The sequence below is a fragment of the Rhizobium sp. 01T437 genome (assembly GCF_056398505.1).
Window position 1 is genome coordinate 82238 of record NZ_JBFTPM010000022.1, and the last position, 18568, is coordinate 100805.

Annotated in this window: 17 protein-coding genes and 2 tRNA genes; 9 read left to right on the forward strand and 10 right to left on the reverse strand. The window is 58.2% G+C overall.

Annotated features, from left to right (window positions below; translation table 11 throughout):
• Position 1: 1 nt before the first annotated feature.
• The 4 genes from AC1DM5_RS30650 to AC1DM5_RS30665 all read right to left on the reverse strand — a co-directional run bounded on the left by AC1DM5_RS30650 (position 2) and on the right by AC1DM5_RS30665 (position 4068).
• Positions 2-1315, reverse strand: coding sequence for a cytosine deaminase (locus AC1DM5_RS30650; RefSeq protein ID WP_477820917.1), 1314 nt, complete (start codon positions 1313-1315; stop codon positions 2-4).
• Complete coding sequence (locus AC1DM5_RS30655; RefSeq protein WP_477820918.1) at positions 1315-2160, reverse strand: ABC transporter permease; 846 nt, start codon at positions 2158-2160, stop codon at positions 1315-1317. Before AC1DM5_RS30655 ends, AC1DM5_RS30650 begins: the two co-directional genes overlap by 1 nt.
• The gene (locus tag AC1DM5_RS30660; protein WP_113324099.1) at positions 2160-2984 is read right to left on the reverse strand and encodes an ABC transporter ATP-binding protein; all 825 of its coding nucleotides are present in this window, start codon (positions 2982-2984) and stop codon (positions 2160-2162) included. Before AC1DM5_RS30660 ends, AC1DM5_RS30655 begins: the two co-directional genes overlap by 1 nt.
• Before the next feature lie 67 nt (positions 2985-3051).
• Positions 3052-4068: an ABC transporter substrate-binding protein gene (locus AC1DM5_RS30665; RefSeq protein WP_477820919.1), complete on the reverse strand. Its 1017-nt coding sequence runs from the start codon at positions 4066-4068 to the stop codon at positions 3052-3054.
• A gap of 183 nt (positions 4069-4251) precedes the next feature.
• Here AC1DM5_RS30665 and AC1DM5_RS30670 point away from each other — a divergent pair, with 183 nt between their 5' ends.
• Entirely contained in the window at positions 4252-5202 is a 951-nt protein-coding gene (locus tag AC1DM5_RS30670) for a LysR family transcriptional regulator (RefSeq protein WP_477820920.1), read from the forward strand.
• Here the strand turns inward: AC1DM5_RS30670 and AC1DM5_RS30675 are convergent, their stop codons facing one another.
• Entirely contained in the window at positions 5203-6000 is a 798-nt protein-coding gene (locus AC1DM5_RS30675) for a creatininase family protein (protein WP_477976516.1), read from the reverse strand.
• A gap of 278 nt (positions 6001-6278) precedes the next feature.
• Here AC1DM5_RS30675 and AC1DM5_RS30680 point away from each other — a divergent pair, with 278 nt between their 5' ends.
• Entirely contained in the window at positions 6279-6938 is a 660-nt protein-coding gene (locus tag AC1DM5_RS30680; protein ID WP_477820922.1) for a peroxiredoxin, read from the forward strand.
• 282 nt (positions 6939-7220) lie between these two features.
• Here the strand turns inward: AC1DM5_RS30680 and AC1DM5_RS30685 are convergent.
• Positions 7221-7295, reverse strand: a tRNA-Asn gene (locus AC1DM5_RS30685).
• Between the two features lie 118 nt (positions 7296-7413).
• Between AC1DM5_RS30685 and AC1DM5_RS30690 the strand changes: the two genes are divergently transcribed.
• Positions 7414-7707, forward strand: a complete 294-nt coding sequence (locus AC1DM5_RS30690; RefSeq protein ID WP_113324107.1) for a hypothetical protein — start codon at positions 7414-7416, stop codon at positions 7705-7707.
• Positions 7708-7805: 98 nt separating this feature from the next.
• On the opposite strand, the gene AC1DM5_RS30695 is transcribed toward AC1DM5_RS30690, so the two are convergent.
• Positions 7806-8195: a KTSC domain-containing protein gene (locus tag AC1DM5_RS30695; RefSeq protein WP_477820923.1), complete on the reverse strand. Its 390-nt coding sequence runs from the start codon at positions 8193-8195 to the stop codon at positions 7806-7808.
• A gap of 460 nt (positions 8196-8655) precedes the next feature.
• On the opposite strand from AC1DM5_RS30695, the gene AC1DM5_RS30700 reads away from it, so the two are divergent.
• Positions 8656-8729 (forward strand) — tRNA-Cys (locus AC1DM5_RS30700).
• A gap of 70 nt (positions 8730-8799) precedes the next feature.
• On the opposite strand, the gene AC1DM5_RS30705 is transcribed toward AC1DM5_RS30700, so the two are convergent.
• Positions 8800-9090 carry a hypothetical protein gene (locus tag AC1DM5_RS30705; protein WP_477821006.1) on the reverse strand — a complete coding sequence of 97 codons (291 nt, stop codon included), beginning with the start codon at positions 9088-9090 and terminating at the stop codon, positions 8800-8802.
• 472 nt (positions 9091-9562) lie between these two features.
• On the opposite strand from AC1DM5_RS30705, the gene AC1DM5_RS30710 reads away from it, so the two are divergent.
• The 5 genes from AC1DM5_RS30710 (at position 9563) to exoR (ending at position 17499) form a co-directional block, all read left to right on the forward strand.
• A complete protein-coding gene (locus AC1DM5_RS30710; protein WP_477821007.1) occupies positions 9563-10228 on the forward strand; it encodes a protein-L-isoaspartate O-methyltransferase family protein in 666 nt (221 codons plus the stop codon).
• A 231-nt stretch (positions 10229-10459) separates the two neighbouring features.
• Positions 10460-11347, forward strand: coding sequence for a PopZ family protein (locus AC1DM5_RS30715; protein ID WP_477821008.1), 888 nt, complete (start codon positions 10460-10462; stop codon positions 11345-11347).
• A gap of 119 nt (positions 11348-11466) precedes the next feature.
• Entirely contained in the window at positions 11467-14310 is a 2844-nt protein-coding gene (locus AC1DM5_RS30720; protein WP_477821009.1) for a valine--tRNA ligase, read from the forward strand.
• A gap of 390 nt (positions 14311-14700) precedes the next feature.
• The gene (locus AC1DM5_RS30725) at positions 14701-15981 is read left to right on the forward strand and encodes an OmpP1/FadL family transporter (protein ID WP_477821010.1); all 1281 of its coding nucleotides are present in this window, start codon (positions 14701-14703) and stop codon (positions 15979-15981) included.
• 714 nt (positions 15982-16695) lie between these two features.
• Positions 16696-17499 carry an exopolysaccharide production regulator ExoR gene (exoR, locus tag AC1DM5_RS30730; protein WP_477976518.1) on the forward strand — a complete coding sequence of 268 codons (804 nt, stop codon included), beginning with the start codon at positions 16696-16698 and terminating at the stop codon, positions 17497-17499.
• Positions 17500-17517: 18 nt separating this feature from the next.
• Here the strand turns inward: exoR and xth are convergent, their stop codons facing one another.
• Both xth and AC1DM5_RS30740 read right to left on the reverse strand, forming a co-directional pair.
• A complete protein-coding gene (gene xth / locus AC1DM5_RS30735; protein WP_477821012.1) occupies positions 17518-18309 on the reverse strand; it encodes an exodeoxyribonuclease III in 792 nt (263 codons plus the stop codon).
• 120 nt (positions 18310-18429) lie between these two features.
• A partial coding sequence (locus AC1DM5_RS30740) for a HesB/IscA family protein (RefSeq protein ID WP_477976520.1) occupies positions 18430-18568 on the reverse strand: 139 nt, incomplete at its 5' end.

Below are 18568 nucleotides of genomic sequence, written 5' to 3' on the forward strand. Positions count from 1 at the left end.
GTCAGGCTCCAACGACGCTATCGAGTTCACGGTAATCCGGCAGGCTGCGGTCGATCACCTTGCCGCGGCGAAGCACGACGCGGTCAGACTGCGGACGGGAAAGGAATTCGCTCCAGCGCCGGGCGCTGAAGAGCACGAGATCTGCAGGATTGCCGACGGCAATGCGGCCCATCTGCGGCCTGCCGGCAATCTCGGCCGGGGAGGTGGTAATGACGCGAGCGGCGCTATCGAGCGGATGGTCCAGATGCAGGATGCGCACCGCCTCGCGGAATACCTCGATGGGGTCGAGATCGCCATAGGCATAGAAGGGATCGCGGGTGTTGTCCGAGGCGACGGCCGTCGCAACACCGGCGGCTGCCAGCTCTTTGAAGAGCGTCACACCACGCCAGCGCGGCGTACGATCAGGATAGCGGTCCTGCAGGTACATGTTGCACATCGGCAGCGAGATGATCGAGATTCCCGCTCGATGAACCAGTTCCACCGTCCGTTGCGCGGTATCATCATCCTGCCGGGCGAGCGAGCAGCAATGACCCGCCGTCACCCTGCCTTCGAACCGGTTGCGCAGAACGGCTTCGGCGATCGCCTTCAATGTCTCTGCGCCCGGATCGTCCGTCTCATCGACATGCAGATCAATATCGAGACCGTTCTCCGCTGCCGCACGCAAAAGCGTATCGAGCTGCCAGTCAAGTGACGGTCCCATCTTGGTGACACCGCCGAGCAGGCCGCCCTTGTCCTTCACGACAGCGACGAGATCGGCAAAAAAGGACTCGTCTACCATATTGTCCAGCGGGAAGAGAGCGACTGCCTGCAGGGCGATCTTGTCCTTCCACTCGTCGCGCAGCTCGGCAAAGACCTCGAAAGAAATACGGTGCTGGGGAGCAAGTGAATCCAGATGCGTGCGGATCAGGCCGGTGCCGTGCACATAGGCCGCGCGCAGCGAAAATTCCATACGCTTGCGCACATCCGCCGCCGACCAGTTCGCCTCGCGATCGCTGCCGACGGCCTCCAGTGCACCCATGAAGGTGCCGTCCGGATTGGGTTTGCGCGGCCAGATATGGCCCTTGTCCAGATGCGTATGGATATCGGCAAAGCACGGCCAGACCATGCCTTCTTTCATATCGGACTTGGCGAATTCCGCCGGTGCTGTTCCGGAGGGCAGGATTGCCGAGATGAGACCGTCGGCAATCACGATGTCGGCCTTGACGAGGCCCTCATTGGAGGCAGCAGCAAAACCGCTGATGGCGACTGCCGGAAGCGTCGCATTGGCAAGCACGAAGCGGCCCGCATTCGGGGGAGACATGAAGGAATAGGTCATCAATTTTCCCGCTTCAGGCTGCTCTCATGCCAGCGATGCAGGCTGAGCCATGAAATGAAGGAGGTAATGGCAAAGATCGCGACGCCGAGCATTGACAGCATGAAGAGTGCGGCGAAGAGGCGGGGGATATTCATGCGGTATTGCGCTTCAAGGAGTCGGAAGGCAAGACCGGAGCCCGCACCCGCCGAACCGGCCGCAAACTCGGCCACAACCGCGGCAATCAGCGCCAGACCACCGCCGATGCGAAGCCCGGTCATGAAATAGGGCTGGGCCGCAGGTAATTTCAGATAAAGCAGCGTCTGCCAGCGCGAGGCGCCGTAGAGCTCGAAGAGATTGATGAGGTTGTGATCGACGCTCTTCAATCCCTGCACCATGTTCGACAGGATCGGAAAGAAGGCGACGAGAAACGCGCAGATCAAAAGCGCCACCTGCGTCGACGGCGCATAGATCAGGATCAGCGGCGAGATCGCCACGATCGGGGTGACCTGCAGGATGACGGCGAGCGGATAGAAGGCGATCTCGATCCAGCGCGACTGCACCAGGAAGATCGCAAAACCGACGCCGCCGATCAGGGCGAGTGCCAGTGACATGAAGGTGATCTTGGTCGTGACCCAGAGCGCCGGCGAAAGCGTGCCCCAATCGCTGACGAGCGCTCCGGCGACCGCAAGTGGGCTCGGAAGGATATAGGGAGGCACACCCGAAACCTTGACATAGATCGCCCAGATCGCAATCAGCACGATGATGGCGAGAAAAGGCACGGTGATGCGGAGCACCAGATCCCGACGCTTCGCATTGAGTAGATTGGGCATGGCCGGCACGGAATTCTCGACTGTCTCGATGCTCATCAGTCTTCCTTTGCCGCGTTGATCGCGCCAATCAGCGAATAGGAAACGGTCTCGCAGGCCTGCCGGTATTCCTCGGAAGTCCGGTAGTGCGCGTCACGATCGAGGCTCGTCGTAAGCGGAATATCGGCATGAACGCGGCCGGGCCGCGCCTTCATCACCACGATCCGGTTGGAAAGGTAGGCGGACTCAAAGACGGAATGCGTGACGAAAATCACCGTGATGCCGGTCGCCTTCCACAACCGTAAAACGTCGTCATTGAGCTTCTGGCGGGTAATCTCGTCGAGAGCGGCGAAAGGTTCGTCCATCAGCAGCAGTTTCGGTTTGGTCACCAAGGCGCGGGCGATCGACACACGCATCTTCATGCCGCCGGAGAGTTCCCGCGGATAGGCATCGGCGAAATCCTGCAGGCCGACAGTCGCAAGCACTTGCATGATCCGGTCGCTCGCCTCCGACTTGGAAACACCGCGCAGTTTCAGCGGCAGGTAGACATTGCCGAAAACAGTCTTCCAGGGCATCAGCGTAGGCTCCTGGAAGACGAAGCCGATATCCCCCTCCGGCAGGCCCTTCGAATTGATGCGCGAACTTGGCCAGTCGATCTTGCCCGACGTCACGTCGCCAAGACCGGCGATAATGCGCAGCGCCGTGGACTTGCCGCAGCCGGACGGACCGAGAAGGCTGATGAACTCGCCGCTTTCGACCGTCAGCGACATGCCCGAAAGCGCAATCGTGCCGCTGGAAAAGACCTTCGAGACCGATTGCATGACGACCAGCGGCCGCCTGCGTATTTCCTTCGAAGGCGCCGCCTTGGTTTCGGCTAGGGACATTCTCTCGCTCTTTTATCGAAGGGGATGCGGCCCGCCGCCTGAGAGCGACGAGCCTGCCTTGGGAGGCTTATTTCTTCAGCGATACACCAACGCTCTTGCACACGAACTTCGTCGTAAAGGCCTTGGTGTAGTCGGTCTCAGGCTTGAAGACCTTGATCGCCACCATTTCGTCGAAGAACTTCTTGTAGTGAGCGTCGGTGATGCAGCCGATGCCCTTGTCCAGGCCCTCACCGGATTCGATGATGCCGTATTCCTTCATCTTGGCGATCGAATAGGCGATCTGGCCATCCGTCATTTCCGGATTGTCCTTTTTGATCAGCTCATTGCCCTTGCTGTTGTCGCCGTAGAGATAGTTGTACCAGCCCTCGATCGAGGCATCGACAAAGCGCTGCACGACGTCAGGCTTGGTATCGACTATCTGCTGGGTCGTGGTGATCATCGTCGAATAGGGTGAATAGCCATTATCGGCGAGCAGGAAGACCTTCGGCTCCCAGCCGGTCTGCTTCTGGATCTCGTAGGGCTCTGAGGTCAGGTACCCCTGCTGGGCGGATTGCTTGTCGGCGAGGAAGGGGCCTGGATTGAAATTGTAGGGCTTGTATTGCTCATCCTTGAAGCCCTGAAAATTTGCCTTCATCCATTCGAAATAGGTGAGGTAGCCATCCTTGCTGAGGAACAGGGTCTTCAGCTTCGCAAGGTCCGCGAACTTATCGACGCCGACGTCAGGATGAGCGATCAGGATCTGCGGGTCTTTCTGAAAGATCGCAGCGACATCGACGAGCGGAATACCCTGCTCGACGGCGGAGATTTCGCCCTGCGGCCCGCCCATATAGAAGTCGATCTTGCCTGAGATCAGCAACGCATTGTTGGCGGCATTCGGCCCGCCTTGCACGATGGAAACGTCAAGACCGTATTTGGCATAGGTTCCGTCGGCCACCGCCTGATAGAAGCCGCCATGTTCGGCCTGCGCCAGCCAGTTGGTACCATAGTTGACCTTGTCGAGCGCATAGCCGGGAGCACTGGCGGCAAGCATCCCGCCAAGCCCAAGAACCGCAGAAAATACTGATGTTTTCAATCTGTTGGACATGGCGGCGTTCCCCTTCTGGTGCCATGGAAGCTCGTTTTCGGCCTCCGATTTTCTGCATTTGAGCGATTGCTTCGCTCTTTGAAAAGCATCAAAATTCGTGCGCAACGATGCCTTTTTGGCATCTCACCTGATGTCTGTGCCTAAATTGGGCGCTGTGCTTAAAAACGATGCAACGAGGTCGCGATGCTGCACTCCAGAAAGCTTCTCTACATCAACGAGATTGCAAAAACGGGCTCGATCCGGAAGGCCGCAGCGCGCCTCAATGTCGCCTCTTCGGCCATCAATCGGCAGATCCTGGCGCTGGAGGAGGAAATGGGCGCCCCACTCTTCGAGCGCCTGCCGCGCGGCCTGCGTCTAACGGCGGCCGGTGAACTCTGCATCGAGCATATCCGCGAGGTGCTGAAAAACTATGAGCGGCTGGAAGGACGCATCCGAAGCCTGAAGATGCAGCAGGCCGGCAAGGTCAGGCTGGTGACGACGGTCGGTCTTGCCTCGGGACCGCTGCCGGAAATCATCGCTCGTTTCCAGACCGAGCATCCACGTGTCTTCATCCAGTTGCGCAACGATGCCGGCACGACGACGGTCAATCCGGTTCTGTCGGGTGAGGTGGATATCGGCCTCGGCTTCAACATTCCGGCGACACCCGGCATCCGTACGCTCGGCAATTTCGATATCCCGATCGGTGTCATCCTGCCGCCCGGCCACCCCCTGATCGGACCGGGGCCGATCAATCTCGGCGATGTCGTGCAGGAGCGGCTGGTGCTTGCCCAGCAGGGCACCAGCCTGCGGGAGGTCATAAACCTCGCCATGGCCAGGCTCGACGTGCCTGTCGAACCTGTTCTGGAGACCAATGCCTCGGAAATGCTGAAGAAACTGGTCAAATGCGGGGCAGGGCTCTCCATGCTGAACCCGCTCGATGTCATCACCGAATGCCGTCAGGGCGAGCTGGTGTTCCGCCCGATCGCCGAGCCGCACAGCCGCCATCAGACGATGAAGCTCTTTGCCCGCGCCCGTGCGCCGCTCGATTCCGCCACCAGCCTCTTTGTAGAATATCTGCTGGCCGAGCTTGCAGGTCTCGTTCAGGAGTTGCAGGCCAAGGGGCATATTCCGATGGAGCGGCCGGTGACCGCATAATTATCGCGAATAGAGATTGGAGAGCGGATAGCGCTTCAGGTCACGGAGCAGCTCGATAAAACCCTTCACCTGATGGCGGCAGATTGCTTCGCCCTTTTCGGCCGTGCCCTTCGACGCATCCCCGACGACGCCGTTCGGATTGAGATCATGCGCGATCCAGGCGAGCGAATGTGGCGGCAGCGGCTGGATATACTGCGATTGCTCGCGCATCCATTCGGCCTTCGACACGAAATTCTCAGCCTTCTCCATCCGCACCAGTTCCGGCCGGAAATGCAGCATCAGCGATGTCTCCACCTCGCCGCCATGAATGCCGTAACGCGACTCGTGCTCGCTGATCATACCGTCAGGATTGCCGAACCGGCCCCATTGGGTGGAAACCACGGCCATCTGGTAACGCACGCGCAGCTCGCGGGCGACGATGCTCATGATATCGACATTGCCGCCATGCGAGTTGACGATAACGAGCTTGCGCACACCCGCCTCCGCTACCTTCGCGCCGATCGCCGTCCAGACGGGGATCAGCAGCTCGGCGCTGAGGGAAAGCGTACCTGGACCGTAGACATGCTCGTTGGCCTTGCCGATTTCCTGGGTCGGCAGGACGAGGATATCGAGGTCCCCGGTCCGTTGCCGGCGCAGTTCCGCCAACATGCCGTTGGCGATTGCCACATCGGTTGCGATGGGCAGATGCGGACCGTGTTGCTCGGTCGAAGCAATCGGCAGGATAGCGATGGTCGTGTCGGCGGAAAGCGCGGCAAAATCATAAGTGTTCAATTCATTCCAGTAGAATGGTGTCGCCATCGCCGCTTCCCTCTTTGTCATTATTCGATAGTGAGTAGGAAATAACGCGGCATGCGAAAAGCATCGATTTGCGCGCGCGCCGCTGCCTTTTTGCGCGCATAATGTCGTTAGTCCGATGTCAGGCCATCTTTGCACGCTGGAAATAAATATTCCGCCGTTGTCCCTTTCGGGGAAGGCTTTGGTTTGACCGCGCTTGGCGCAGGTCTGTAGATAGTCATTGGCACGCAGAACTGCCTGCGAGTGTTCAGATTTAACGATCCGCAATTGGAGGGCCGACCATGAGCCTACGTATCAACGATATTGCTCCCGATTTCACCGCCGACACCACCCAAGGCCCCGTTCAGTTCCATGACTGGATCGGCAATGGCTGGGCCGTTCTCTTCTCGCATCCGAAGAACTTCACGCCGGTCTGCACGACCGAGCTCGGCACCATGGCCGGCCTCGAAGGCGAGTTTAAGAAGCGCGGCGTCAAGATTATCGGCATTTCCGTCGATCCGGTCGAAAGCCACGGAAAGTGGAAGAACGACATCAAGACGGCGACCGGCTTCGATGTCGAATATCCGCTGATCGGCGACAAGGACCTCAAGGTCGCCAAGCTCTATGACATGCTGCCGGCCGGTGCCGGCGAAAGCTCCGAGGGCCGCACGCCCGCCGACAACGCCACCGTGCGCTCGGTCTTCGTCATCGGCCCGGACAAGAAGATCAAGCTGATCCTCACCTACCCGATGACGACCGGCCGCAATTTCAATGAAATCCTGCGCGCCATCGATTCTATCCAGCTGACCGCCAAGCACCAGGTCGCAACGCCGGCCAACTGGAACCAGGGCGACGATGTCATCATCACCGCCGCCGTCTCCAACGAAGACGCCATCGCCCGCTTCGGCTCCTTCGATACGGTTCTGCCCTATCTCCGGAAGACCAAGCAGCCGACGGCGTGAGTTCGCTGCTGCGCTGATACTGTGATTGAATCAAAAGACGCCTCGGTTACCGGGGCGTCTTTATTTTTGGCAACTTGCTGGACACGTTGCCGGGTCGGCCTCTTTAGTCGCCTGCTATTTGCTGGATGTGATGCTCGCAAAGGCGAGGGCGCCTGCGAATGCTGCGCCTCCGGGTGGCCTTTTGATGACTGGTCGAGCCGATGAAAACTCAGGAAATCTGGCTATCTCATTGAGGTTAGGCAATGAAAAAGGGCCATGTTTTTCAACATGACCCTTTGAAACTGGCTCCCCGGGCCGGATTCGAACCGGCGACCTGTCGATTAACAGTCGAATGCTCTACCGCTGAGCTACCAGGGATCACCGCTTGGCCGCGGCGTGAGCGGGGTAATACAAATGCTTTCCCGATTTGCCAAGCAGTTTTTTCAAAAAAATGAAATCAGCTTGTATTCGTGGCGCTTGAGCCCATCTTTTGTGGATGACTAGCAGGAAAAATGGGCCGAAAAAGGCCGGAGAAAAACGTTTCGGGATCGATCACAGGGATGGCAAGCTGGTTCTCGGCTCGCTTCGGGTGCCGATGCCGCGCTCACGCATCGCACGCATGACGACTGGAGCGCTGCTCATTTTCGGCGGCGTCCTGGGCTTTTTGCCTGTTCTCGGGTTCTGGATGCTGCCGCTGGGCTTCCTCGTCTTATCCCACGACCTGCCGATAGCACGCAGATGGCGGCGTCGCATTGCAGTCTGGTGGCATCGCCGAAAGCGCCCTGCGTGAAGTCGCCAAGGAAGCCAAAAGCCGCCATGTCGACGATGGGCTGATTGAACTGCCTGCCGGCAGATCGGTGCACTGCGCTTGCGCGATAGCGGGCTCCGTCACTGCGGAGAGACGGCGGGCCTTTCGCCAGAGGCTGGAGAGGTCGTGCCCGACTCTGTGATCTCCGACAGGTGGATTGGCAGCTCGCCATTTTCCTCAAGCGCCGTCGCCGTGATCACGAGTGCGCCGACGAGAATGATCAGCAGCTTCACCGCATTGGAGCTGAGGTTGGCTTTCCGCCACCAGCCAGTCTGGATACGCGAAGGCTCCAGATAATATTTGTAATAAAATTCCGGATCGTTGGTTTCGACAAGATTGTCATAAATATGAGGTGGCACCCCGACATGCCGGACTGGGCGGCGACCGGCGAATTTGGCATGAAGAACCTGGGTTTCTGGATCGTAGGATACGGCGCGGATCTGTTTGGAATTCAACGGCACCCAATTCATCTCTGCTCCTGTCTCTCCCATAGGCAGCATGGAATGACGATTTTGAAAGTCAAGTTAAGAATTCGTTACTAATGTTTGAGGTGATATTTCGATTTCTCTAATATAAAGAAAGTGAAGGCGTTGTTGCGATCGCAGATCTCGCCTCCTGGATGAATATAAGTGATAGGCTAAACTCGTTGAGATATGCCTATTGTGCAATTCAGATAGGCTGGAGGCCTGTCTGAGCAGCTGTTAGCTCAATTGTTGTTCAACCGAGCGCGAATTTCCAGCAGAATGGGCCTTTTGTCATCAGCTATGCGTGCGGCTGCCGCGGCGCCCTTCGAGACTGGATCGGTCCTTGCTCTGTATGCGCCGGATGTGGCCGGAGTTTGAAATTGCAGGAAATGTTTTTGGAAAGCCCTCTTGCGATTTCCTTACGATCATTCTAAACGCTCGCCACGGCTAACATGACAGCCTGTGAGGCCTCGTGGCGGAGTGGTGACGCAGAGGACTGCAAATCCTTGTACCCCGGTTCAATTCCGGGCGAGGCCTCCAAAAAATCCACCGACATAGAAATCCGATCCGCCTCATAAACGAGGCGCGGTATCGATTCGGCAGTCTCGCATCACCAGATGCTGGGAACCTGGGCGAAATCGAATTGGGCTGGCTTGATGCCGGTGAGGGAATAAAGCGCCCGCAGTCCGCCGCTGCGCATGCTCGCCAGATAGTCGGCGTCATCCTCTGCCGTTGGGTTCTCTATCTGCGCATCCGGGCCGAGCAGCCGTTGCAGCGCCTGTGCCGAGATACGTGTGAAATTGCAGATGGCGCCGCTTTTGAACTTCACAAGCAGCAGCCGCGCTTCCGGATTGTAGTGAAGCGCTTCGATATCTGGCGATTGAATGGCGAATGTTTGCATGCGGCCAAACTATCGAAAGCCGCGATTGGCGCAACAATATGGTTGATATAGAGTTAATGGCGCAATCGACTGTGCCGGCTTGATCCGACTGGACGCCAAAATCTATTTCTCCGGCGCGCCGAGCAGGCGGCCAGGAAACTTTTACTGTGAGAGTACGATCTGTTCAGTTCGTCTCGCGGTCCAGGAGCCCGCAGCAGAATATGCCGACGAGCGCTGCGCCGATGAAAAAGTCGAACAGCGTAAAATATTCCAGAATGGCGGACATGGCCTGCTCCTCCTCATTTCCTCCGGTTAGAACAGTATCATGAAATCGCAATTTGCTCCACGCATAAGTTGCAGTTATCGCTTTTTGCCTGTTGCATGCGGGGAGGGGTTTCCGGGATTCTTCAAACGGGTCTCCGGCAAGCCTTGAAAGCATTCGTGCCGGAGATTAAGAGACGGAAGACAGAACCGCTTTCATCGGCGAGAGGATATGATGGATTTCGAAGCAGCACGCGTAAAGATGGTCGACAACCAGGTCCGCACCACGGACGTTACCTCGCATTCGGTGCTGACGGCCTTCCTCACCGTTCCGCGCGAGGCGTTCGTGCCGGAGAAGGCGAAGGTGCTGGCTTATATCGACAATGATATCGAAATTGCTCCGGCAACCGCTGGCAATCCGGGCCGTTTCCTCATGGAGGCGTCGCCGCTCGCCAAGCTGCTGCAACTCGCAGCTATCACCAAGGATGATGCCGTTCTCGAAGTCGGCGCCGGCACGGGGTACGCCTCCGCGCTGCTGTCGCTGATCGCGGGCTCCGTCGTGGCGCTCGAATCGGACGAGACCCTTGCGGCCGAAGCCAAGGCAAATCTCGCCGGTTATGCAAATGTGCAGGTGGCGACTGGCCCGCTTGAGAAGGGCAATACCGCCGGCGCTCCCTATGATCTGATCTTCATCAACGGTTCGGTGGAAGAAGTTCCCGCGGCACTTCTCGCCCAGCTGCAGGATGGCGGTCGTCTCGTTGTCGTGCAGGGGTATGGCAATGCTGCGCGCGCGAAGGTCTTCGTCAGCGAGCGCGGTGCTCTTTCCGAGAACGTCTTTTTCAATGCTTCGGTCAAGCCGCTGCCCGGTTTCGCCAAGGCTCATGAATTCGTATTTTAAGGCGTTTCTACCGCCGATTTTTTTGAGCGGGCGCCATGGGCGCCCGTTTTCGTTTCGGCTGTCTTAAAAGCCTTCACAGACTTCGCTTACACTTGGGTAACAAAACTGTGCATGGCTGCATTTGTTTGATTCGCGCTGATTTTTTTCCCCTTTGGGGTATTCTAAGGTCATGGTGATTCGGGTGCATGCTCCACGCCATCCGGTCGTTGTTAAGGGATAACGGGGATAGATATGGCTCAGCCAGGTGTAGTGCGTGAACCGTCCATGGAAGAGATCCTGGCCTCCATTCGCCAGATCATCGAAAGCAATGAGCCAGGCGCCGGAAAGGCGATTTCCGCCTCGCTTCCTCCCGTTTACGGTGCGGAAGAGGACAACGATTCCGAAATCCATCTGACGGTTGACGATACCTATGCCGGCGTTGAGTTCCCGGAGCCGTCTGCGCTGCGTCCCGATCCTCGTTTCGTCGCTGCAAATTCTGCCGGCATTGCGCCTGAGCCGGAAATGCCGGCCCGAGCCATGTCGCTTGCCGATGTCGCAGCCCGCGTCCGCGCCGCTTCCGAGCGTAGTGCCGTTCAGGCCGGCCAGGCCCTCCGTGACATGCCGCGTGATATGCCCCAGGTGTTCCGCGAACCGCAACCGCAATTCGAGCCGCAGTCAGCTTATGACGCGCCACACGTAGCGGCTGCTCCCCGCCCGGTCGAGCCGGCTCCGGTTCCTCGCGTCCCCCACTATGCGCCCGAGCCTGCGCCGGTCTTTGCCGAGCAGCGCCTGCCCGAGGTTCCGCAGCCCGCGCTCGTCGAGGAGGCACCCATGCTTCCCGTCGTCGAACAGCGCGTCGAGCCGGTGGCCTTCCAGCCTGCCGAAGTTACGCCTTTGCGTGTAGCGGAAGAAGTTCTGCCGTCACTTCTGTCCCAGAACACTGGCCTGCAGGTTGCCCGTTCCTTTGAAGAGCTCGCCGCCGCCATCGATGGCGCAGCCGAGCGCCGCTCGCTGGATGAGATTGCCGAAGACATGCTGCGGCCGATGCTGCGCGAATGGCTTGACGACAATCTGCCGACGCTCGTCGAACGCCTCGTGCGCGAAGAGATCGAACGCGTGGCGCGCGGCCCGCGCCGCTGATCGGAAACGCTTTTTCCAGACAAGAGCCGCTCCGGTCTCCGGGGCGGCTTTTTTATTGACTTGGCCGTAACCATCCTATTTACAAAACGCCCATCCTCGAACCTCGAATTGGTCAGAAAATGCTCGAAAAGACCTACGATTCCGCCGCCGTCGAACCGAAAATCGCTGCGAAATGGGATGAGGCCGATGCCTTCCGCGCCGGCGCCAATGCCAAGCCGGGCGCCGACAGCTTCACCATCGTCATTCCGCCGCCGAACGTGACCGGTTCGCTGCACATGGGTCATGCGCTGAACAACACGCTGCAGGACGTCATGGTGCGGTTCGAGCGCATGCGCGGCAAGGATGTGCTTTGGCAACCGGGCATGGACCATGCCGGCATCGCCACGCAGATGGTTGTCGAGCGCAAGCTGATGGAACAACAGCTTCCCGGCCGCCGCGAGATGGGCCGCGATGCCTTCATCGAAAAGGTTTGGGAGTGGAAGGGTGAATCGGGCGGCCTGATCTTCAACCAGCTGAAGCGTCTCGGCGCTTCCTGTGACTGGTCGCGTGAGCGCTTCACCATGGACGAGGGCCTATCGCAGGCCGTTCTCGAAGTCTTCGTGACGCTCTACAAGGAAGGGCTGATCTACAAGGATAAGCGCCTCGTCAACTGGGATCCGAAGTTGCTGACGGCGATTTCCGACATGGAAGTCGAGCAGATCGAGCTCAAAGGCAATCTCTGGCATCTGCGCTATCCGCTGGAAGACGGCGTCACCTACCAGTACCCAATCGCTTTTGATGAGGAAGGCAAGCCCACCGAATTCGAAACGCGCGACTATCTCGTGGTTGCGACCACGCGGCCGGAGACGATGCTTGGCGATACCGGCGTTGCGGTTAATCCCAAGGACGAGCGCTACAAGTCGATCGTCGGCAAGCATGTCATCTTGCCGATCGTTGGGCGACGCATTCCGATCGTTGCTGACAGCTACGCAGATCCAACCGCCGGCAGCGGCGCGGTCAAGGTTACGCCTGCGCATGACTTCAACGACTTCGACGTTGGCAGGCGCACCGGGCTGCGTGTCATCAACATCATGAATGTGGACGCCACGATTACCATCAAGGACAATGAGGATTTCCTGGAAGGTCTCGATCACCCGGCCGCCTTGCATGGCGCCTGGGACCGGTTGGAAGGCCAGGATCGTTTCGCTGCACGAAAGATCATCGTCGAGATTTTCGAGGAAGCCGGACTGCTCGACAAGATCGAGCCGCATAAGCATATGGTTCCGCATGGCGATCGTGGTGGCGTGCCGATCGAGCCGCGTTTGACCGAGCAATGGTGGGTTGACAACAAGACTCTTGCCAAGCCCGCCATTGCCTCCGTTCGCGAAGGCCGGACAAAGTTCGTCCCGAAGAACTGGGAAAACACCTATTTCCAATGGATGGAGAATATCCAGCCGTGGTGCATCTCCCGTCAGCTTTGGTGGGGTCACCAGATTCCGGCTTGGTATGGCCCGGATGGTCAGGTTTTCGTCGAGAAGACCGAAGAGGAGGCGCTGCAGGCCGCCATCCAGCACTACTTGTCGCATGAAGGACCGATGAAGGCCTATGTCGAGGACCTACTTGAGAACTTCAAGCCGGGCGAGATTTTGGTACGTGACGAAGACGTGCTCGACACCTGGTTCTCTTCGGCCCTCTGGCCGTTCTCGACACTTGGCTGGCCGGACAAGACGCCCGAACTGGAGCGATATTACCCGACCAGCGTTCTTGTCACCGGTTTCGATATCATCCCGTTCTGGGTTGTTCGCATGATGCAGATGGGCCTGCATTTCATGAAGGACGAGGACGATAACCCGGTCGAGCCGTTCCATACCGTCTATATTCACGCACTGGTGCGCGATAAGAACGGGCAGAAGATGTCGAAGTCCAAGGGCAACGTCATCGACCCGCTCGAATTGATCGACGAATATGGCGCGGATGCGCTGCGCTTCACGCTGGCAATCATGGCTGCGCAGGGCCGCGACGTGAAGCTGGATCCAGCCCGCATTGCCGGCTACCGTAATTTCGGCACCAAGCTCTGGAACGCCACGCGCTTTGCCGAAATGAACGGCGTTAAGAGCGATCCGCATTTCGTGCCGGAAGCAGCCGAACTCACCATCAACCGCTGGATCCTGACGGAGCTTGCCCGAACGGAACGTGACGTTACGGAAGCTCTTGAGGCCTACCGCTTCAACGATGCCGCCGGGGCGCTCTATCGTTTCGTCTGGAACCAGTTCTGCGATTGGTATCTCGAACTTCTGAAGCCGGTCTTCGGTGGTGAAGACGCGGGCGCGAAGGCCGAAGCTCAAGCCTGCAGCGCTTATGTTCTGGAAGAGATCTACAAGCTGCTGCATCCCTTCATGCCCTTCATGACCGAAGAGCTGTGGGCGCACACGGCGGGTGAGGGCCAGGAACGTGACGGTTTGCTCTGCCACGCCGAATGGCCGTCGCCGTCTTATGCCGACAATGCTGCGGCCGATGAGATCAACTGGCTGATCGACCTCGTTTCCGGCATCCGCTCGGTGCGCTCGGAAATGAACGTGCCGCCATCGGCCACCGCGCCGCTCGTCGTCGTTGGCGCCAACAGCCTGACGCGTGAACGGCTGTTCCGTCATGACGCGGCCATCAAGCGCTTGGCGCGGGTCGAGGGTATTTCACTGGCGGAATCTGCACCGAAGGGTGCTGCTCAGATCATCGTCGCAGAAGCGACCGCCTGCTTGCCGCTTGGCAATCTGATCGATCTTGCGGCGGAAAAGAGCCGCCTCGAAAAGGCGATTGCGAAGGCCGAGGGCGAAGTCGCGCGCATCGACGGCAAGCTCTCGAATGAGAAGTTCGTCGCCAATGCCAACCCCGAAGTGGTAGAGGCCGAACGCGAGCGTCACGCCGAATTGACGGGCCAGATCGAAAGCCTGAGGACTGCTCTAGCGCGAGTTAGCGAAGCAGGATAATCGCGGGTAACGAGTATATTATTCCTGAAGGCGCGTTCCCTTGGAGCGCGCCTTTTGCGTTCAAAAGTATGATGATTCTATAAAATTAGACCTGTTAAGGCCGCTACCCCTGTGGATATCACCCATTTTGGGCATGCTGTGCGCGAAAACTGACACTGTTGTCAGTTTGATACAGCTTTCACTCTTGATGGAAAAAAAATCTAACGGACCCTTAAAAATCTACAGATGGAAGAATAGGATTTCATCCATCCGATTTTTTGACGTGCCCGTCAATTAGTTACGTAAATTAGTCATAACGCAACTTCGCGTCGCAGCGGAGCGCCTCGTTGCGATTTGTTAAGTTCACTAGCACAGTGTGATTACATCAATTGCTTGAGTGGGGGAGACACAATGGCAGCGCGTATGTTTTCCAGGGGCGTAACATCGCTCATTATCCTTTCGGCGCTCGCTTCACCGTCCTTTGCGGGTGGTCTGGAGCGCGGCGGCTATAATATCGATCAATTGTTCGATACCTCGCCCTTCTCGTTTCAATCGGGCGTTATTTATGTCACGCCCCAGCGCAAGCTGAAGAATGCTCGCGACACGGATACCTCGGTATCTCCAGGGGGGGGCAATCTGAACAGCCGTTCGAGCACCGCCGACGATACCGCGAATTACGCCGTTCCCTATATTGGCTTCAAGGCCGGTTTCGGCGATGCGATCGACTGCCTTGTCGACTATTCTGAGCCCTTCGGCGGGCACACGGATCCCGGCTTGAATTGGGCTGGCGCCAACAACAATATCGAGACGGAGATCAAAACCCGTAATTATGGCGGCACCTGCTCCTATCGCTTCGATGTCGGTCCGGGACAGCTTCGCTTCATCGGCGGCGCCTTCTATCAGGAAGTCGAGGGCTTCAAGGAGCGTCTGGTTTCGACGGTTCCGCTTCTGGTCGGTACGGGTAACGGCATCGGTCGCCTCGATCTCGAAGACAATGGCTGGGGCTGGCGCGCCGGTCTCGCATACGAGATCCCGGAATATGCGATGCGCGCGAGCCTCGTCTATAACAGCCGTGTCAAATACGACAACCTGACGGGCACGGTAGATCTGACCCAGGTTACCGCACCTTTTGCGCCGCTGAATGCCGCGCCTTACGGACGCGTCACGCCCGTCTTCGGTTCCGCCGAAGCGCCGGATTCACTCGAACTGAAGTTGCAGAGCGGTATCGCTCCGGATTGGCTCGCTTTCGGTTCGGTCAAATGGACGAACTGGAGTGTGCTGCAGTCCGTGCCTTTCTGCCCGACATCGACAAAGGGCGTGATCGCCTGCACCTCTGGCGGTAAGACGGAACTGACCTCACTCGACCTTCTCTATCGCGACGGCTGGACCATCACCGGCGGCGTCGGCCACAAGTTCAATGACCAATGGGCAGGTGCCGTCAGCCTGACCTGGGATCGTGGCACCAGCCAGGGCTATGGCGCTCAGACCGATAGCTGGACACTCGGTGTCGGTGCAGCCTTCACGCCGACCGAGCACATCGAGTGGCGCGTCGCCGGTGCTGTTGGTGTGCTGACGAGTGGTTCGTCTGGCGTCGTGACACAGAATGGCGTCACGTTTGGAGATGATGTCTCCTATTCCTTTGGCAACGATCTGGTTGCTGCGCTATCGACAAGTATAAAGGTCAAGTTTTAATTCCCTGATTTGAAGAATTGAGGAGCCCGGCAGTGCCGGGCTCTTCTTTGTTTGCCGCTCTTAATCATTCCATCTTCTCGTCTCGTTTTGTGACGATTCAGCAACACTTTTTTACGACGGTTCGCGTATGGTGTCGGCGGGGCGAATTTGTCCATTTCCCGCCACAAAGAGGGCGCAGCGCTATTAGCGGGCGAGGAGATGACAAGCGTAGGGTGTGCGTAAGCAGTAGCATGGGTCGAATTTTTTCCGGTAACGCCAGACATTGCGACAGCAGGGGTGAAAAGCCAGCGGCAGCAGCCGTTTTGCTTTCCGCCAGAGGCATTTCCGGCCGGAAATCCGCCCACTCGGTAGTGTTGCAGATTTACTCGTTTCAATCATTTTCAGTCTCCCGGCATGAAGCTTCGTTCCCTACGAAAGGGTGCGATACCGGTTTGGTCACATTTGCTGTTTACGAAGACGATAAAGGCGGACGGGTGGGGACCTGGGTCGCGAAAGGAGTGCCGCAGGCATCACATGCGGGCCGTGCCGGAAGCCGGATGGTTCACAAGGATGTGCTGGTTTTGAAAGAGGGGCATGGGGCTGGAAGCGACGCGGGTAAAGGGGCCTTGGAGCCCGCCGCGGGATCGCTCGCCTGGAAGGAATGCATCCACGCGGGCAGAACGGCGAAAAAAGCCGCCGCCAGGCGTCTGTGATGAACGAAAGAAACCGGTAAAGATGGTAACGTCCGAGTTCAGATTGCTCAAATTCATGCTGCTCAGCATGTCGATGGCCGTTTCGCTGGCCTTGGCCTGTCCGGTCCTGGCATTCGACATTAAGACGGGCGTGACGAAGGAATCGGGCCCCTTCGATCTCTTCAAATTTGGTTTCAAAGCTTACAAGAATGGTCAGAAGGAAGAGGCGGTCGAGGCCTATAAATACGCCGCCGAAAAGGGCCACACCGGTTCGCGCTGGGCGCTCGCCAACATGTATGCTGATGGCGACGGTGTCGCGCAGGACGATTTCGAGGCCTTCAAGATCTACAGCGAGATTGCACAGCAGGGCGTGGAGCCTGGCTCGGAGGATACCGGCTTCTTCATCAACGCGCTGCTGTCGCTTGCCAACTACTACAAGCACGGCATTTCCGGCAGCCCGGTGAAGATCGATCTCAATCAGTCCCGCCAGCTCTATTTCCAGGTTGCCTCCACCTTCGGCGTTCCCGAGGCGCAGTTCCAGCTTGCGCAGATGATGCTGGCTGGCGAGGGCGGCAGCGCCAATGTCAATCAGGCCAAGAAATGGCTCAATCAGGCCCGCAAGAGTGGCCATCCCGGCGCCATGGCGGTCTTCGGCAACATCCTCTTCGATGAGGGCCAGTCTGCTCGCGGTCTCGCGCTGATGACGGCGGCTCTCGATCGCTGTAAGCCGAAGGATTGCAGCTGGATGCAATCGCTTCAGGAAGATGCCTTCTCGATCGCCAGCGAAGCGGATCGGCGCACGGCCGTATCCCTGTCGCACACGATTGCGAGCGGCTCGGACGATTAAGTTTCAGAGCTTTAAATCTCAGGCAGCGAAATCGAAGTAAGCGACGACGGGCACGTGGTCCGACGGCTTTTCCCAGGCACGCACATGCTTTTCGATGGCCGCTGACGTCATGCGGTCGGCTGCTTCCGGCGACAGCATCAAATGGTCGATGCGGATGCCGTTGTTCTTCGGCCAGGCGCCGGCCTGATAATCCCAGAAGGAATAGAGCGCCGTCGCATCGGTTGCCGAACGCACCGCGTCGACGAGACCGAGATTTTCCAGCCGGCGGAAGGCTTGGCGCGTCTGCGGCAGGAAGAGTGCATCGCTTTCCCAGACCTTCGGGTCGAAGCAGTCATGCGGCTCGGGAATGACATTGTAATCGCCGGCCAGAATGAAAATTTCCTCGTATTCAAGGCGCTCGGCCGCGAACTTCTGCAGGCGTTCCATCCACGCGAGCTTGTAGGGGTATTTTTCCGTTTCCGGCGGATTGCCGTTCGGCAGGTAGAGGCAGCAGACGCGCGCCACCTTGTTGCCGGGCAGGGAGAAGACGGCTTCGAGGAATCGCGCCTGCTCGTCTAGCGGATCACCCGGCAGGCCGCGGTTGACTTCGGATGGCGAGCTCTTGGAAAGAATGGCAACGCCGTTGAAGCCCTTCTGACCATGCGTTTCCACATGGTAGCCGAGCGCTTCGATTTCGAGCCGCGGGAAGCCTTCGTCGACCGTCTTGATTTCCTGCAGGCAGACGATATCAGGACTGGAATCCTTCAGCCACTGCGTGAGGTTGTCGATACGCGCCTTGACGCCATTGATGTTCCAAGTCGCGATCTTCATGGCTTCATCCTGCTCTCTGTGCTGAACGCTCTTTTATCGCGCTCCGGCGTCGGCGGACAAGACAAGAAACCGGCCGGAAGAAAATCTTCGGCCGGTTATCAATGGAAAGTAATTCTTGGATCAGATCGCGAAGCTGGTGCCGCAGCCGCAGCTTGCCACCGCATTCGGATTCTTGATCTGGAAGGACTGGCCGAGCAGGTTGTCGACGAAATCAATCTCGGAGCCCGCCATGTAGACTAGCGAGAGACTGTCGATCAGC

Excerpts from the sequence above, each read along its gene's own strand:
- AC1DM5_RS30650 (WP_477820917.1), bottom strand. The coding sequence starts at position 1,315 with ATGACCTATTCCTTCATGTCTCCCCCGAATGCGGGCCGCTTCGTGCTT.
- AC1DM5_RS30655 (WP_477820918.1), bottom strand. The coding sequence starts at position 2,160 with ATGAGCATCGAGACAGTCGAGAATTCCGTGCCGGCCATGCCCAATCTA.
- AC1DM5_RS30660 (WP_113324099.1), bottom strand. The coding sequence starts at position 2,984 with ATGTCCCTAGCCGAAACCAAGGCGGCGCCTTCGAAGGAAATACGCAGG.
- AC1DM5_RS30665 (WP_477820919.1), bottom strand. The coding sequence starts at position 4,068 with ATGTCCAACAGATTGAAAACATCAGTATTTTCTGCGGTTCTTGGGCTT.
- AC1DM5_RS30670 (WP_477820920.1), top strand. The coding sequence starts at position 4,252 with ATGCTGCACTCCAGAAAGCTTCTCTACATCAACGAGATTGCAAAAACG.
- AC1DM5_RS30675 (WP_477976516.1), bottom strand. The coding sequence starts at position 6,000 with ATGGCGACACCATTCTACTGGAATGAATTGAACACTTATGATTTTGCC.
- AC1DM5_RS30680 (WP_477820922.1), top strand. The coding sequence starts at position 6,279 with ATGAGCCTACGTATCAACGATATTGCTCCCGATTTCACCGCCGACACC.
- AC1DM5_RS30690 (WP_113324107.1), top strand. The coding sequence starts at position 7,414 with ATGACTAGCAGGAAAAATGGGCCGAAAAAGGCCGGAGAAAAACGTTTC.
- AC1DM5_RS30695 (WP_477820923.1), bottom strand. The coding sequence starts at position 8,195 with ATGAATTGGGTGCCGTTGAATTCCAAACAGATCCGCGCCGTATCCTAC.
- AC1DM5_RS30705 (WP_477821006.1), bottom strand. The coding sequence starts at position 9,090 with ATGCAAACATTCGCCATTCAATCGCCAGATATCGAAGCGCTTCACTAC.
- AC1DM5_RS30710 (WP_477821007.1), top strand. The coding sequence starts at position 9,563 with ATGATGGATTTCGAAGCAGCACGCGTAAAGATGGTCGACAACCAGGTC.
- AC1DM5_RS30715 (WP_477821008.1), top strand. The coding sequence starts at position 10,460 with ATGGCTCAGCCAGGTGTAGTGCGTGAACCGTCCATGGAAGAGATCCTG.
- AC1DM5_RS30720 (WP_477821009.1), top strand. The coding sequence starts at position 11,467 with ATGCTCGAAAAGACCTACGATTCCGCCGCCGTCGAACCGAAAATCGCT.
- AC1DM5_RS30725 (WP_477821010.1), top strand. The coding sequence starts at position 14,701 with ATGGCAGCGCGTATGTTTTCCAGGGGCGTAACATCGCTCATTATCCTT.
- exoR (WP_477976518.1), top strand. The coding sequence starts at position 16,696 with ATGGTAACGTCCGAGTTCAGATTGCTCAAATTCATGCTGCTCAGCATG.
- xth (WP_477821012.1), bottom strand. The coding sequence starts at position 18,309 with ATGAAGATCGCGACTTGGAACATCAATGGCGTCAAGGCGCGTATCGAC.